The organism is Streptococcus halotolerans, from assembly GCF_001598035.1.
GTDB classification, from domain to species: Bacteria; Bacillota; Bacilli; order Lactobacillales; family Streptococcaceae; genus Streptococcus; species Streptococcus halotolerans.
Window position 1 is genome coordinate 496,313 of sequence record NZ_CP014835.1, and the last position, 15,856, is coordinate 512,168.

Below are 15,856 nucleotides of genomic sequence, written 5' to 3' on the forward strand. Positions count from 1 at the left end.
TAAGTAGATTGATTAATGAGGCAGTATATGATTACTTTATTTTTATCACCAAGTTGTACCAGTTGTCGTAAAGCACGCGCTTGGTTAGAAAAGCATGACGTTGAATACGAAGAACACAACATTATCACAAGTCCTCTGACTCAAGATGGATTGATGTCTATTTTGTCATTCACTGAGAATGGCACAGAAGATATTATTTCAACGCGATCCAAAGTGTTTCAAAAATTAGATGTCGATGTGGATGATTTATCCGTTTCGGAATTGATTGATCTTATTGCTTCAAATCCTAGTCTGTTACGTCGACCAATTATTATGGATGCCAAACGCATGCAGATTGGTTTTAACGAAGATGAAATCCGTGCCTTTCTTCCTCGAGACTACCGCAAGCAAGAACTTCGTCAAGCGACTATCCGTGCTGAAATCGAGGGACAACATGCGCAATAACAATTATTCATACCCGCTTGATTTATCCTGGAGTACTGAAGAAATGACTTCAGTACTTCATTTTTTTAATCAAGTCGAAAAAGCGTACGAGAGTAAGGTCAGTGTGACAATCTTACTAGAAGCTTATAAAGATTTTAAAAAGGTCGTTCCTTCAAAAGGTGAGGAAAAACGTTTAGATAAAGATTTTGAGCAAGTCAGTGGCTACTCAACGTACCGAGCTGTTCAGGCAGCAAAATCGCAATCTGAAGGGTGGTTGAAGCTTGGAAAGTAAATTTTTATTTGCAAAATCCCTGATTAAGGAAGCTGGTTTATTTATTAAAGATGCCATGCATCAGGATTTTGATATAGAAGTGAAGGCTGATGAGACTGATTTGGTCACCAGTTTAGATAAGCAATGTCAGGAACTAATGATTAAGGCTATCCTAAAAGCCTATCCAGATGATCATTTTCTTGCAGAAGAAGATGATGTCACTCATCCGATTTCTGACGGCAAGGTTTGGGTCCTTGATCCAATTGATGGCACTGTTAATTTTATCGCCCAACAAGACCATTTTGCCATTATGATTGCCTATTATGAAAATGGCGTTGGCCAGTTTGGTCTGATTTTGGATGTCATGAAAGATGTTCTTTACTCAGGTGGCGGTCAATTTGATGTTTATGCTAATGATGTGAAACTTGAAACCTATCATCATCGTTCTTTCAAGAGAAGTCTAGTTGGTGTGAATGCTCAAATGTATTTAGAAAATACTAATGGTCTCCGAGAATTCACTAAAACTGCTCTTGGCATACGTGTTTACGGTGGTGCTGGCATCAGCATGGCTCAAGTTATGTCTGGGAAATTGCTGGCTTATTTCTCTCACATTGCTCCTTGGGATTATGCAGCAGCATCCATTATGGGCGAGAAACTAGGTTATTGTTTGTTGACAGTGACTGGACAGAAAGCCGACTTTAAAAATCGACAGAAGGTCATGTTTGTCCCAAAAGAAGAATTGTCCGCAATTCAGAAATTCGTACATTAAATGAGATCAAGAAGAAGAGCCTCCAAGGGCTTTTTTTATAGGTCAATAGTTAGGAATTTGTTATAATATGACTATGGAATTACCAAAAGATTTTATCAAAAAATACCAAGATCTACTTGGACATGAAGCCCAGCCTTTTTTAGAATCATTTGCCAAAACGGCTATTTCAGCTTTTCGGACTAATCCCTTAAAGGAAGAACAGGCTGTGTTTGATGACCCTATACCTGACACCCCATGGGGATATTATGGGAAAATATCAGGAAAATCTGTTGAGCATGTGACAGGCCTAGTATACTCACAAGAGCCGGCTGCTCAAATGGTTGGTCAAGTTGCCAGTCCTAAATCTGGAATGAAAGTTTTGGATTTGGCGGCCGCCCCAGGTGGAAAGACAACTCATTTGTTAAGTTATTTAAATAATACTGGCTTTTTAGTCAGCAATGAAATAAGCGCTAAGCGAAGTAAAATACTGGCCGAGAATGTTGAGCGATTTGGTGCTAGAAATGTCATTGTCACTAATGAGTCAGCCGAACGATTAGCGAACGTTTTCCCAAGTTATTTTGATTTAATTGTTTTTGATGGGCCTTGCTCTGGCGAAGGCATGTTCCGAAAAGATCCTGATGCGATGACCTACTGGCATGCAGACTACCCAAGTGAATTAGCTAATTTGCAAAAATCCATTTTAGCTGAGGCTATAACAATGCTAGCGCCAGGAGGTGAGTTGGTTTATTCAACTTGCACATGGGCGCCAGAGGAAAATGAAGGTGTTGTTTCTTGGCTTTTAGAGAATTTTGATGATTTGGAATTAACTCCGATTAATCCTATAAATGGTATGACTCATAGTGAAATCGTCCCAGGAACAGTTCGCATGTATCCTCATCGCTTCAAAGGGGAAGGACAATTTATCGCTAAATTTAAAAATCTACGAAGCGAATCAAATAAACTGAAAACAAAAAGTAAAAAAACATCAAGAGCAACCTCAAACACTTTAACTAAAACTCAAGTTGATCTGTGGCATCGCTTTTCAAGTGAGCACTTAACGACTGACCTCATCGGATCTTACGAAACCTTTGGTGATAATCTTTATCTGTTACCAGAAGGTTTACCAGATTTATCAAAGGTAAGAATTGCCAGAAATGGTCTCCATTTAGGAACATTTAAGAAGAATAGATTCGAGCCATCCTTTGCTTTAGGAATGGCCTTAAAACCATCTGAGGTAGTACAGAATATAGAAATTAATATAGAACAGTTTGAGCTTTATGTTTCTGGAAATCAGGTGCTTTTAGATCAACATTACGCTAACGGATGGTACCAAGTCGTTATAAATGGGAATGGTTTAGGATTTGCCAAAGTTGTTGGAAATCAGTTGAAAAACTATTATCCGAAAGGTTTACGGTTTCAATACTAACTGTTATTGAATACAATTTGATTCAAAAAGAAAGTCAGTTGATGGACTTCTTGATATAATAATTTTGTGCTATAGAGTTATCTGACAATATAAGAAAGTTACTGTTAGCACACTTTAAATTGATTTCGTTCTTCGGAGGAAAAAAAATGAAAAAGAAAAAGCTACTCACACTCGTGGGAATGCTTGCTGTAGTATTATTGTTCCTTTCTGGCTGTGCCAAGTGGATTGATAAAGGGGAAACGTCAACAGCAGTTGGCTCAACAGCCTTGCAGCCACTTGTAGAAGCAGCGTCAGATGAATTTAGTAAGCAAAATATTGGTAAAACCATCAATGTTCAAGGCGGCGGGTCTGGTACAGGACTTTCTCAGGTGCAATCAGGTGCTGTTCAAATTGGCAACAGTGACTTGTTTGCTGAGGAAAAAGACGGTATTGATGCCTCTAAGCTTGTCGATCATCGTGTGGCGGTTGCCGGTCTTGCGGTTATTGTTAATAAAGAAGTTTCAGTTGATAATCTGACGACAGAACAGTTACGTGATATTTTTTCCGGAAAAATTTCTAACTGGAGTGAAGTTGGTGGAAAAGATTTAACTATTTCTATTATTAACCGTGCAGCCAGCTCGGGATCACGTGCCACCTTTGATAGTGTTATCATGGGTGATGCCACTGCCAAGAAAAGTCAAGAACAGGACTCAAATGGAATGGTAAAATCCATTGTTTCCCAAACGCCTGGAGCCATTTCATACCTAGCCTTTGCCTATCTAGATGATAGTGTTAAAACAATGAAACTTAATGGGTTCGAACCGTCTGCTAAAAATGTGGCTTCTAATGACTGGCCTATTTGGTCATATGAACATATGTATACAAAAGGTGAGCCAAAGGCTCTTACGAAAGAATTTTTAGACTTCATGATGTCTGAAGAGGTTCAGTCCAATATCGTTACTGGAATGGGGTACATTTCTATGAACGATATGAAAGTTGAGAAAACAGCTGATGGTAAAGTCTCACCAAAATAAAGGAGTAGAAATGAAGAATCAGGAATTGGCTAAGAAATTAGTCGCACCTTCAAAAAACTCTCGTCTTGAGAAGTTTGGTAAGACCATTACTTTTCTATGTCTTGCTTTAATTGTTTTTATCGTTGCGATGATTTTGATTTTTGTCGCTCAAAAAGGACTTTCAACATTCTTTGTTGATCGCATTAATGTCTTCAAATTTTTATTTGGTTCAGACTGGCAACCTAGCGTAAAAGGTCCAGATGGTAAGCCTCTCCTGGGAGCTTTGCCTATGATTATGGGCTCTTTTATCGTAACCATTTTGTCAGCCTTGATTGCGACACCTTTTGCCATTGGGGCAGCAGTCTTTATGACAGAGGTGTCTCCTAAGTATGGTAGAAAAATCCTTCAACCAGCTGTTGAATTATTGGTTGGTATTCCATCTGTGGTTTATGGATTTATTGGTTTACAAATCGTTGTACCATTTGTCCGTTCCATTTTTGGAGGAACAGGGTTTGGTATCTTGTCAGGGGTCTTTGTTCTTTTTGTTATGATTCTCCCAACGGTGACCTTTATGACAACTGACAGCCTTCGAGCTGTCCCTCGTCATTATCGCGAAGCTAGTATGGCTATGGGAGCAACGCGTTGGCAAACCATTTGGCGTGTTGTTTTAAATGCTGCTCGCCCAGGTATTTTTACGGCTGTAATCTTCGGAATGGCGCGTGCTTTTGGTGAAGCGCTAGCTATTCAAATGGTTGTTGGTAACTCTGCTGTTATCCCAACGTCATTGACAACACCAGCAGCTACTCTAACATCAGTGCTAACTATGGGAATCGGTAATACCGTCATGGGAACAGTTCAAAATAACGTTCTCTGGTCACTTGCCTTGGTCTTGCTCTTGATGAGTCTCGCCTTCAACACCCTCGTTAAATTCATTACAAGAGAGAGAAAGAGAAACTATGAACGCTAAAAAAATGGATAAATTAGCAACTGGTGTTCTCTACACCATTGCAGCGATTATCGTCGCAATCTTGGCATCGCTCATCCTCTTTATTTTGGTTCGCGGTCTGCCTCATATCAGTTGGTCCTTCTTGACTGGTAAATCTTCTTCATACGAAGCAGGTGGTGGTATTGGGATTCAACTATACAACTCCTTGTTCCTACTTGTAACAACCTTGATTATTTCAGTTCCTTTGTCAATGGGTGCAGGGATCTATCTTGCAGAATATGCTAAAAAAGGTCGTTTGACGAATTTCATTCGCACCTGTATCGAAATTTTATCTTCATTGCCATCAGTGGTTGTTGGTTTGTTTGGTTACTTGATTTTCGTTGTGCAATTTGAATATGGTTTTTCAATCATTTCTGGTGCCCTTGCCTTGACAGTCTTCAATCTTCCCCAAATGACGCGTACGGTTGAAGATAGTCTACGTACGGTTCATCACACACAACGCGAAGCAGGTTTAGCACTAGGTTTATCACGCTGGGAAACTGTTTTACATGTTGTCGTTCCGGAAGCCTTGCCTGGTATTGTAACGGGGATTGTCTTGGCTTCAGGACGTATTTTTGGAGAAGCAGCAGCCTTGATCTACACAGCTGGTCAATCAGCTCCGGCACTTGACTGGTCAAACTGGAATCCTCTAAGCGTAACCAGCCCGATCTCACCTTTCCGTCAGTCTGAAACCTTAGCTGTTCATATTTGGAAAGTTAATAGCGAAGGAACCATTCCTGATGCTACTCTTGTATCGGCAGGATCAGCAGCAGTCTTACTCATCTTTATTTTGATTTTCAACCTGTCTGCTCGCTTTATTGGTAAGAAATTACATGAAAAATTAACATCAGCTACATGATAAGGAGTTTATATGCCTGAGTATAATTGGGATGAAAGACATATTATCACTTTCCCTGAAGATAACCTCATTTTATCTACCAATGACTTGCATGTTTATTATGGTAAAAATGAAGCTATCAAAGGAATTGATATGCAGTTCGAAAAAAATAAAATTACAGCTTTGATTGGTCCATCAGGATGTGGCAAGTCAACCTTCTTGCGTAGTTTAAATCGTATGAATGATACGATTGATATTGCTAAAGTGACAGGTGAAATCATGTATCAAGGGATTGATGTCAACGCACCTGAAATCAATGTTTATGAAATGCGTAAGCACATTGGGATGGTTTTCCAACGCCCTAACCCATTTGCAAAATCGATTTATAATAATATCACTTTTGCTCATGAGCGTGCTGGTATTCGCGACAAAAAAGTGTTGGATGAAATTGTTGAAACCTCTCTAAAACAAGTTGGTCTATGGGATAAGGTAAAAGATGATCTTCATAAATCAGCTTTTACACTGTCCGGTGGACAGCAACAGCGTTTATGTATTGCTCGCGCAATTTCTGTAAAACCTGATATCCTTTTGATGGATGAGCCAGCATCAAATTTAGACCCAATTGCAACTATGCAACTGGAAGAAACTATGTTTGAGTTGAAAAAAAATTACTCTATCATTATCGTTACGCACAACATGCAACAAGCTGCACGTGCTAGTGATTACACAGCCTTTTTCTACCTAGGTGATTTGATTGAATATGACAAAACCAAAACCATTTTCCAAAATGCTAAGTTACAGTCAACCAGCGATTATGTTTCAGGACGTTTTGGATAGGAAGGAGAACGAATGACAAAACCAATTTTACAAGTCCGCGATTTGTCGGTATATTATGGTAAGAAAAAAGCTTTGAATAATGTGTCACTCGATATTTTTCCAAACGAAATCACAACCCTGATTGGTCCATCTGGTTCTGGTAAGTCCACTCTTCTTAGAGCCATTAACCGTATGGGAGATTTAAATCCAGAATGGTCTTTAACGGGTTCTATTAGCTATGATGGTCAAAACATTTATAGTCCGAGAACAGATACTGTAGACCTGCGCAAAGAGATTGGAATGGTATTCCAGCAACCGAATCCCTTTCCAATGTCCATTTATGAAAACGTTGTTTACGGTTTACGTATCAAGGGTGTCAAAGATAAAGCGATTCTTGATGAAGCAGTGGAAAAATCTTTGATAGGTGCCTCCATCTGGAATGAAGTTAAAGATCGACTTAATGATTCTGCGCTTGGTTTGTCTGGTGGCCAGCAGCAACGTATTTGTGTGGCACGTGTCTTAGCAACAAGCCCACGCATCATCCTCTTAGATGAGCCAACATCAGCCTTAGACCCTATTTCAGCAGGGAAAATTGAAGAGACCTTGTACGGACTTAAAAAAGACTATACGATGGTTGTTGTAACACGTTCCATGCAGCAAGCATCACGAATTTCAGACCGTACCGGTTTCTTCCTTGATGGTCATTTAATTGAGTTTGAAAATACTAAAACCATGTTTATGAAACCAAAACATAAAGAGACAGAAGACTATATTACTGGTAAATTTGGATAATCCAAATCAAAGAAAGAGGTAGCCTATGTTACGTACACAATTTGAAGAAGAATTAGATAAATTGCACAATCAATTTTATGCTATGGGAACAGAAGTTTTGGCACAGATTAACAAAAGTGTTCGCGCCTTTGTTAGCCATGACCGTGATTTAGCTCAGGAAGTGATTGACGAAGATGAAGTGGTTAACAATTACGAAACCAAACTTGAAAAAAAATCACTTGAAATTATCGCTCTGCAACAACCAGTTTCACAGGATTTGCGAACCGTTATTACTGTTTTAAAAGCTTCTAACGACGTTGAGCGCATGGGCGATCATGCTTCCTCTATTGCAAAAGCAACGATTCGAATGAAGGGAGAAGAGCGTGTTCCTCACGTAGAAGCAGAAATTAGCAAGATGGGGAAAGCCGTTAAACGCATGTTAGAAGATGCTTTTAACGCTTATATCAATGGTGATGAGGCTGCTGCTCGCGAAGTTGCGGCTAAGGACGAAGAAATTGATGAGTACTTCAGAACAATCCAACATCAAGCGGTGGAAGGTATCAGAGAAAATCCAGAAGCAGCTTTTGCTGGCAAAGAGTATTTTCAAGTTCTCATGTATCTGGAACGTATTGGTGATTATGCTCGCAATATTTGCGAGTGGGTAGTCTATCTTAAAACTGGCAAGATTATCGAATTATAAGTCACTTTATGATATAATTAGGGATGTTGGATTCAACATCCTTTTCTTATTTTTTGGTTTTTACAACTAGTCTTAAGGGACAATCAAACCAATTAACACTCTTCGACGATCAAAAGCAGACGTTGTTGACTTGATGAAGGTCAGTTCTATCGCCATCGGCGTCGCTTAGTCTACTTTTGATTTTCATTGAGTATAAAAAGTACTTAGGGAAATTCCCAGCTAATATTAAGGAGTATTATGACAGTAGTTGAACACTTGATCGAAACGTTTATTCCAGAAAACTATAATCTTTTTCTTGATTTGAATCGCCAGGAAAAACAATTTTCAGGTAATGTTGCTATCACAGGAGAAGCGCTAGATAATCAGATTGCCTTGCATCAAAAAGGATTGCACATCGAATCTGTAAAACTAGATAATGAAACACTTACTTTTGAGGTTGACCACGACAACGAATGTGTTCGTATCGATTCGCCTGATACCGGTATGATGACACTGGTCATTGAATTTTCGGGTAAAATCACTGATAATATGACCGGAATTTACCCATCTTATTACACTGAAGATGGTGTCAAAAAAGAAGTTATTTCGACGCAGTTTGAAAGTCACTTTGCAAGAGAAGCTTTTCCATGTATTGATGAACCTGAAGCAAAAGCGACATTTGATCTCTCCTTAAAATTTGATCAAGAAGAAGGAGAGATAGCCCTCTCTAATATGCCTGAATCAAATCCTGAACTTCGTCAAGAAACAGGTGTCTGGAGCTTTGAAACCACACCAAGAATGTCTTCTTATTTGTTGGCTTTCGGTTTTGGAGACCTTCAAGGAAAAACACAAAAATCTAAAAATGGCACTGAAGTTGGAGTCTTCTCAACCAAGGCTCATCCTTTAAAATCACTTGATTTTGCACTAGATATTGCGGTTCGTGTCATTGATTTCTATGAAGATTATTTTGGTGTTGCTTACCCAATCCCATTGTCATACCATCTAGCTCTTCCTGATTTTTCTGCAGGAGCTATGGAGAACTGGGGACTTGTTACTTACCGTGAAGTTTATCTTTTGGTGGATGAAAATTCTACGGCATCAAGTCGTCAACAAGTCGCGCTTGTTGTTGCTCATGAGTTAGCTCACCAATGGTTCGGAAATCTTGTAACGATGAAATGGTGGGATGATCTATGGTTAAATGAAAGTTTTGCCAACATGATGGAATACGTTTCTATTGATGCTATCGAACCTTCATGGAATATTTTTGAAGATTTCCAAACAGCCGGTGTCCCACATGCCCTCAAACGTGATGCGACTGATGGGGTACAGTCAGTACATATTGAAGTAAACCATCCAGATGAAATCAATACCTTGTTTGATTCAGCTATTGTTTATGCTAAAGGAAGTCGTCTCATGCATATGTTGCGTCGTTGGCTTGGTGACGATGCCTTTGCCGCTGGTTTGAAGGCTTATTTCAAAAAACATCAATATCAAAACACAGTAGGGTACGACTTATGGAGAGCTCTTTCAGATGCTTCTGGTAAAGATGTTGCCGGCTTCATGAATTCTTGGTTAGAGCAACCTGGTTATCCAGTTGTGACGGTAACTGTTGAAGATGATAACTTGGTTATTAGCCAAGAACAATTCTTTATTGGTGATGGAGAAAAAGTTGGTCGCTTGTGGCAAGTTCCGCTTAATAGCAATTGGGCTGGCCTTCCAGATACACTAACTGAAGAACGTCTTGTTATTCCTAATTATAGTCAACTCGCTGCGCAAAATAAGGGTGCCCTTCGTTTGAATACTGAGAATACAGCTCATTATATTTCAAATTATAAAGGTCAAGTTTTAGAGGCAATCCTTAACGATTTAGATAGTTTAGATGCAACAAGTCAACTACAAGTAACCGAAGAACGTCGTTTATTGGCTGAAGGTGGAAAAATTTCTTACGCAGAGCTAGTTCCTCTGATTGAGCGATTATCAAAAGCAGATTCATATATGGTTGTCTCTGCCATCGTTTCTGTATTGAATGGTCTTGACAAGTTTATTGATGAGAATAGTGAAGAAGAAGCTGCCAAGCACGACTTGATTCGTCGTATTTTCCATTCCAAGTTTGAACGCTTAGGTTTTCTTCCAAAACCAGGAGAGTCTGATGAAGATGAAATGGTTCGCCAATTAGTTTTAACTCAGTTGATTGAAGCGCGTGATCTCGAAGTAACAGCACAAGCCAGTCAATTATTTGCACAGTATCACGATGATTTAGGGAAGATTCCTGCTTCCATTCGTACGGTACTCTTAGTCAATGAATTTAAATCTTCTGAAACAGCTGACCTTCTAAAAGAATACATTGATTACTATGTCACGACTAATGACGGTACCTTCAAACGCCAATTGTCTCACGCTATTGCTAATACAAAGACAGAAAGTAACCTCTCAACAATTTTAGGCTTCCTAAAAGATAAAGATATTGTTAAACCACAGGATTTATCTTCTTGGTATGGAGCTCTTCTAAGTCACAGATTTAGTCAAGCTACCGTATGGAAGTGGTCAAAAGATAATTGGGATTGGATAAAAGAAGTTCTTGGAGGTGATATGAGTTTCGATGCTTTCGTTATCATACCTTCTCGCTTATTTAAAACAGCAGAAGCGTTTGAAGAATATAGAACCTTTTTTGAACCTCAATTAGATGATATGGCTATTAGCCGTAATATTGCTATGGGGATAAAAGAAATCTCAGCTCGACTTGAATTAATCAACCAAGAAAAAGAAGCCATTTCAAAAGCCCTTTTGACATAAGGTAACATCAACCTTTCCCATAAAAAAACGGCTCTTTGTCAACTGTAGTGGGTTGACTTATAGCTAACACCGAGAGAGGACCAGTTTGGTCTTCTCTTTTGTTGTGTTCAAAGCAAGATAAATCCGTTTTTTGAAGTTTTCGAAGTTCCTAAAGCCAAAAGCATTTCGCTTAATGACTTTAATAAGGTTGTTGGTGGCCTCTAGTTTGGCATTGGAATAAGGTAGTTTCAGAGCATTAATAATCTTCTCTTTGTCTTTTAGAAAGGTTGACAAGACGGTCTTGAAGATGGGATGGACCTGTTTGATGGTATCAGAAATGAGTTCAAAGAAGTGTTTCTCCTGCTTTTCTTGGAAATGAAAGAGAAGGCATTGGAAGAGTTCATAGTGGTGACGTAGCTCATCAGAGTAGTTCAAAAGACGTTGCACAATCTCTTGATTGGTCAAGTGCATGCGAAAAGTTGGACGATAAAACCGTTTATCGTTTAGGTTACGACTATCTTGTTGGATGAGTTTCCAGTAACGTTTCAAGGCCTTATAGTCGTGAGATTGACGCTCAAATTGGTTCATGATTTGGATACGGAGACGGTTCATAGCACGAGATAACTGTTGAACAATGTGGAACCTATCGAGAACAATCTTCGCCTTAGGAAACAGTTGCTTAGCGATGTCATAATAGGGACTAAACATATCCATGGTGATGACTTTGACACGACTGCGCACCTTGTGAGAATACCGCATGAAATGATTTCTGATGACAGCTTGCGTCCGCCCATCAAGGATAGCGATAATCTTGTTAGCATCGAAATCTTGGGCAATAAAGCTCATCTTTCCCTTCTTGAAAGCATACTCATCCCAGGACATGTTCTCAGGTAACCAGGTTAAATCGGTCTTGCACTCAAAGCGGTTGAGTTGCCGATAGACAGTTGACACAGAGATAGACAGGTCTTCAGCGATTTTTGTCATTGCTTCACGGCTCATGAGTTTGTCGGTGATTTTGTGGTTAATGATGTTGGGAATCTGATGATTTTCTCTGACTAGAGAGGTCTTAGCGACAGCCATTTTCCCACACGCTTGACATTTGAAGCGACGCTTTTTGAGACGAATCAGTACTTTACAACCCGCCATTTCCAGATAGGGAATTTTGCAAGGCTTTTGGAAATCGTACTTTGTCATTTTTCCTTGACAATCAGGGCATTGCGGGGCATCATAATCTAACTTGGCATGATACTCTCTGTGAGTGAAGAACTTGTCAAATGTCTTTTCAAAAGTGATGTTAGGGTCTTTAATGTCAAGCGAATCTTTGATATAATCTAATTGTTCCATATGAGTCTTTCTAATGAGTGGTTTGGTTGCTCTTCATTATAAGTCATATGGGACTTTTTTGCTATATTCAAAAAGACTCCATAATCTCCGAGAAGAATTTACCCACTACAGAAATTATAGAGCCAAAAAAACGAGTCCATCACAGTAACATTCTGAGATTGGACTCGTTTTTTATCATCATAAATTGGATAAATACAGGGACTTTAGCTTTAGTTAAGCCTGCTAAATTACAATAGTGGAAATGTTAAATAATAAAAATACTCTCGCAAGGACTGAAACAAGTGGCTTAGCTAAGCATAATTAGGTATAATGTAAGAACAAAGGAGAAATGTTTTATGATAAAATTGCTCTTGGTTGAAGATGATTTGAGTTTATCCAATTCGGTTTTTGATTTTCTAGATGATTTTGCAGATGTAATGCAGGTTTTCGACGGTGAAGAAGGTTTGTATGAAGCTGAATCTGGCGTTTATGATCTTATTTTGTTAGATTTGATGCTTCCTGAAAAAAATGGCTTCCAGGTTTTGAAAGAATTGCGAGAAAAAGGAATTACGACACCCGTTCTTATCATGACAGCCAAAGAAAGCCTAGATGATAAAGGTCATGGTTTTGAACTGGGGGCTGATGATTATTTAACAAAACCATTTTACCTCGAAGAACTAAAAATGCGTATTCAGGCGCTGTTGAAACGCTCTGGTAAACTAACCAATAATAACATTGTTTACGGAGATCTTACAGTTGATACTTCGATCAATAGTGTTACGGTCGATGGTAACAATGTAGAACTGTTAGGGAAAGAATTTGAATTGTTGCTGTATTTTCTACAAAACCAAAACGTTATTTTGCCTAAAACACAGATTTTTGATCGACTTTGGGGTTTTGACAGTGACACGACTATCTCAGTCGTTGAAGTTTACGTTTCAAAAATTCGTAAAAAACTAAAGGGTACAAGTTTTGCGGAAAACTTACAAACCTTAAGAAGTGTTGGCTACATTTTAAAAGATGCATAAATATATACAACAAAAGATACATTCGGACAACTTTAATCCATTTATTCATTTCGCAGCCGTTTTCACAGCTATTTTCTTTGTCATGACCATTATAATCCTTCAAATTATGCGGTTAGGATTGTACTCATCGACAGATAGTAGTCTGAAGCAAGCTAGAGGTGTTATTTCAACCTATATTGATATGACCATGTCACGAACCTACTCTTGGAAGTCCGTTGAAAATGGTATCAATATTACTATTGAGCCAAGTAAAATTAACCCTGACGATAATTTAGTTGCAGCGTTAGATGTTATTGTTTATGACAAGCATGGGAATATTCTTAATACACTGGATGCTTATTCTGAGTTTTCACGAGTGAGTTTGAAAAAATCACAGTTAAATACTATTGTAAAACGAAGACTTTTAAATGCGTATGGCCATTCTGAAAACTATCGTAGTGTCACCTTGGAGGTTTCAGATCCTGACTATCCTCAAGCGAAATACATCAGTTTTTTAGCTAGTACCAGGCAATTAGATGAAGCTTACGATCGCTATGTCAAAGTAGTAGTAACAATCATGATGATATTTTGGTTCATATCTGTTATCACCAGTGTTTATTTGGCAAAATGGAGCCGTAAACCTATCATTGCTAGTTATGAGAAACAAAAAAGTTTTGTTGAAAACGCCAGTCATGAGTTAAGGACGCCACTGACAGTTCTACAAAATCGTTTGGAAACCCTATTTAGAAAACCAAATGATACGATTTTAGAACATAGCGAAAATATAGCAGCTAGTCTTGATGAAGTCAGAAACATGAGACTATTAACGACAAATCTTTTGAATTTAGCAAGAAGAGATGATGGTATTCATCCTAAAATAGAAGAATTAGCACCTTCCTTTTTCGATGATATTTTTGATAATTATCAATTGATCGCAGAAGAAAACGGTAAACAACTGCTATTAACAAATCAAATCAGTCGCCCACTGAAATCTGATAAGACGTTGATGAAGCAGTTGGTGACAATCTTATTTGATAATGCTCTAAAATATACTGGCGATTCCGGTATCATAGCAATTTCAGTAGAAAATAAGGGCCGCCGATTCTTACTAAAAGTATCGGATAATGGTCCTGGTATATCGGATAATGATAAACAGAAGATTTTTGATCGATTTTATCGGGTTGATAAGGCGAGAACAAGACAAACCGGAGGGTTCGGGCTGGGCTTATCATTGGCCAAACAAATTGTTGATGCTCTTGGAGGGGAAATCACTGTTAAAGATAACGAGCCCAGGGGAGCTGTTTTTGAAGTTCTGATATAAGGATAACTTAAAAGCTAAGTGCTATTCTGGCACTTAGCTTTTTTATCGATAATTGAAATAGAGACAGCACAGACATAGAAACAAATATAGGTGCAGCATTGTCACTAGATTTTCATAGAACACCTCAGGAAAATATTGTTCAATGGCAATACTTTCCTGAGGTGTTTTATGTCTTATTATTGTTTTAATGAACTGTTTTTGCAACAGAACTTTTAAGCAAGCAAAAAGAGTCATCAGCTGATGACTCGATTTTTAGATTGATTAGCCAAGTTTTGTAGCAAGACGCGCTTTATCACGGCTAGCTTTGTTTGCGTGGATCAAACCTTTTGATTTTGCTTTATCGATGCTTGAAGAAGCAGCGCGGAAAAGCTCTTCAGTTGGGTTAGCTTCAAAAGCTTTAATCGCAGAACGCATAGCTGATTTTTGTGCTGAGTTTTTTTCGTTACGTTTAACGTTAAGTTCAGCGCGTTTGATAGCTGATTTAATATTTGCCAAAGTATTCACCTCCATATTTACTAACTCTATCATTATATAAGAAAATGATGGCTTTGACAAGTCTTTCTCACTTTTTGAGGTAAATTTCATCAATTTTATGATTGTGAGATTTATGCAAGATAATATCAGCGCGATTACGTGATGGCTCGATATAATGTTTTAGGTTGAGAAGATTGATGTTTTTCCATGTGGTCTTCGCAATATCTAAGGCTTCATGATGGCTTAATTGTGTGAAACGATAATAGTAGTTATCTTTATCTTCCTTTGCAATTAAAAGTAATTTGGCAAAACGTTCCAAATACCACTCTTCAATATGTTCAACATTTGCATCGATGTAAATGGAAAAATCAAAATAGTCAGCCATGTAAAGGCGTTCATTTTGTGGATTTTGAAAGACATTGATGCCTTCAACGATTAAGAAATCTGGCGCTGCCAGAGACATCATCTGATTTGGAATAATGTCATAAATTTCATGGGAATAAATGGGAATATCAACGGTTCCGCCATTTTTGATACTATCTAAAAAGTGAAGAAGTCGCGGCATATCGTAAGATTCTGGAAAACCTTTTCGATTAAGGATCCCTTTATCAATCAAAGTCTGATTAGGAAATAAAAAACCATCCGTTGTCACTAATTCCACTTGGCTTTCTGGGTATGTTCGACTTAATAGTAATTGTAGCAACCGACTTGTCGTGGATTTACCAACAGCTACAGATCCCGATACTCCAATGATAAAGGGGCGTTGATTGGGTTCATCCTTTAAGAAAAGGCTTTTAGAAAAAGCTAAGTCGTCGATACTTTTTTTGTAAATTTTTATGAGATTAATTAGTGGAAGATAAATATCTTTAACATCTCCTAAATCAATTTTATCGTTCAAGCTTCTGAGCGATTCAAGCTCTTCAGAAGTAAGCAGTGCGGGTGTGTGACGATGAAGTTGTTGCCAATCCTGTCTAGACATACTTATAAAATTAATTAAATCGTGAATCATA

16 protein-coding genes are annotated in these 15,856 nt (G+C 38.3%); 13 read left to right on the forward strand and 3 right to left on the reverse strand.

From position 1 onward, the window contains the following. Positions 1–27: 27 nt before the first annotated feature. From A2G56_RS02265 to A2G56_RS02315, 11 genes are all read left to right on the forward strand, one after another. Positions 28–444, forward strand: a complete 417-nt coding sequence (locus A2G56_RS02265) for a Spx/MgsR family RNA polymerase-binding regulatory protein (RefSeq protein WP_062708438.1) — start codon at positions 28–30, stop codon at positions 442–444. Further along, entirely contained in the window at positions 434–715 is a 282-nt protein-coding gene (locus tag A2G56_RS02270) for a UPF0223 family protein (RefSeq protein ID WP_062708441.1), read from the forward strand. Before A2G56_RS02265 ends, A2G56_RS02270 begins: the two co-directional genes overlap by 11 nt. After that, positions 705–1,463: an inositol monophosphatase family protein gene (locus A2G56_RS02275; protein WP_062708444.1), complete on the forward strand. Its 759-nt coding sequence runs from the start codon at positions 705–707 to the stop codon at positions 1,461–1,463. The genes A2G56_RS02270 and A2G56_RS02275 overlap by 11 nt, the downstream gene beginning before the upstream one ends. A gap of 73 nt (positions 1,464–1,536) precedes the next feature. Next, positions 1,537–2,868, forward strand: coding sequence for an RsmF rRNA methyltransferase first C-terminal domain-containing protein (locus A2G56_RS02280; protein WP_062712376.1), 1,332 nt, complete (start codon positions 1,537–1,539; stop codon positions 2,866–2,868). Between the two features lie 146 nt (positions 2,869–3,014). Next, on the forward strand, positions 3,015–3,881 hold the full coding sequence (locus A2G56_RS02285; RefSeq protein ID WP_062708447.1) for a phosphate ABC transporter substrate-binding protein PstS: 867 nt from the start codon (positions 3,015–3,017) through the stop codon (positions 3,879–3,881). Between the two features lie 10 nt (positions 3,882–3,891). Beyond that, a complete protein-coding gene (gene pstC / locus A2G56_RS02290) occupies positions 3,892–4,827 on the forward strand; it encodes a phosphate ABC transporter permease subunit PstC (protein ID WP_062708451.1) in 936 nt (311 codons plus the stop codon). Then, complete coding sequence (gene pstA / locus A2G56_RS02295) at positions 4,817–5,704, forward strand: phosphate ABC transporter permease PstA (RefSeq protein ID WP_062708455.1); 888 nt, start codon at positions 4,817–4,819, stop codon at positions 5,702–5,704. Before pstC ends, pstA begins: the two co-directional genes overlap by 11 nt. Positions 5,705–5,716: 12 nt before the next feature. After that, positions 5,717–6,520, forward strand: a complete 804-nt coding sequence (pstB, locus tag A2G56_RS02300; RefSeq protein WP_062708458.1) for a phosphate ABC transporter ATP-binding protein PstB — start codon at positions 5,717–5,719, stop codon at positions 6,518–6,520. Between the two features lie 12 nt (positions 6,521–6,532). Continuing rightward, the gene (pstB, locus tag A2G56_RS02305) at positions 6,533–7,291 is read left to right on the forward strand and encodes a phosphate ABC transporter ATP-binding protein PstB (protein ID WP_062708460.1); all 759 of its coding nucleotides are present in this window, start codon (positions 6,533–6,535) and stop codon (positions 7,289–7,291) included. 25 nt (positions 7,292–7,316) lie between these two features. Further along, positions 7,317–7,970: a phosphate signaling complex protein PhoU gene (gene phoU / locus A2G56_RS02310; protein ID WP_062708462.1), complete on the forward strand. Its 654-nt coding sequence runs from the start codon at positions 7,317–7,319 to the stop codon at positions 7,968–7,970. Between the two features lie 237 nt (positions 7,971–8,207). Next, on the forward strand, positions 8,208–10,742 hold the full coding sequence (locus A2G56_RS02315; protein WP_062708464.1) for a M1 family metallopeptidase: 2,535 nt from the start codon (positions 8,208–8,210) through the stop codon (positions 10,740–10,742). Between the two features lie 63 nt (positions 10,743–10,805). On the opposite strand, the gene A2G56_RS02320 is transcribed toward A2G56_RS02315, so the two are convergent. Then, positions 10,806–12,065 (reverse strand): ISL3 family transposase, encoded by a 1,260-nt coding sequence (locus A2G56_RS02320; protein ID WP_062708466.1) that lies wholly within the window; start codon positions 12,063–12,065, stop codon positions 10,806–10,808. 335 nt (positions 12,066–12,400) lie between these two features. Here A2G56_RS02320 and A2G56_RS02325 point away from each other — a divergent pair, with 335 nt between their 5' ends. Both A2G56_RS02325 and A2G56_RS02330 read left to right on the forward strand, forming a co-directional pair. Beyond that, a complete protein-coding gene (locus tag A2G56_RS02325) occupies positions 12,401–13,072 on the forward strand; it encodes a response regulator transcription factor (RefSeq protein WP_062708468.1) in 672 nt (223 codons plus the stop codon). After that, positions 13,065–14,372 (forward strand): sensor histidine kinase, encoded by a 1,308-nt coding sequence (locus tag A2G56_RS02330; RefSeq protein WP_062708470.1) that lies wholly within the window; start codon positions 13,065–13,067, stop codon positions 14,370–14,372. Before A2G56_RS02325 ends, A2G56_RS02330 begins: the two co-directional genes overlap by 8 nt. Positions 14,373–14,633: 261 nt before the next feature. Here the strand turns inward: A2G56_RS02330 and rpsT are convergent, their stop codons facing one another. Together rpsT and coaA are read right to left on the reverse strand one after the other, a co-directional pair. Beyond that, positions 14,634–14,882 carry a 30S ribosomal protein S20 gene (gene rpsT, locus A2G56_RS02335; protein WP_062708474.1) on the reverse strand — a complete coding sequence of 83 codons (249 nt, stop codon included), beginning with the start codon at positions 14,880–14,882 and terminating at the stop codon, positions 14,634–14,636. A gap of 52 nt (positions 14,883–14,934) precedes the next feature. Next, positions 14,935–15,855, reverse strand: a complete 921-nt coding sequence (gene coaA / locus A2G56_RS02340) for a type I pantothenate kinase (protein ID WP_062708477.1) — start codon at positions 15,853–15,855, stop codon at positions 14,935–14,937. Between the last annotated feature and the right edge of the window lies 1 nt (position 15,856).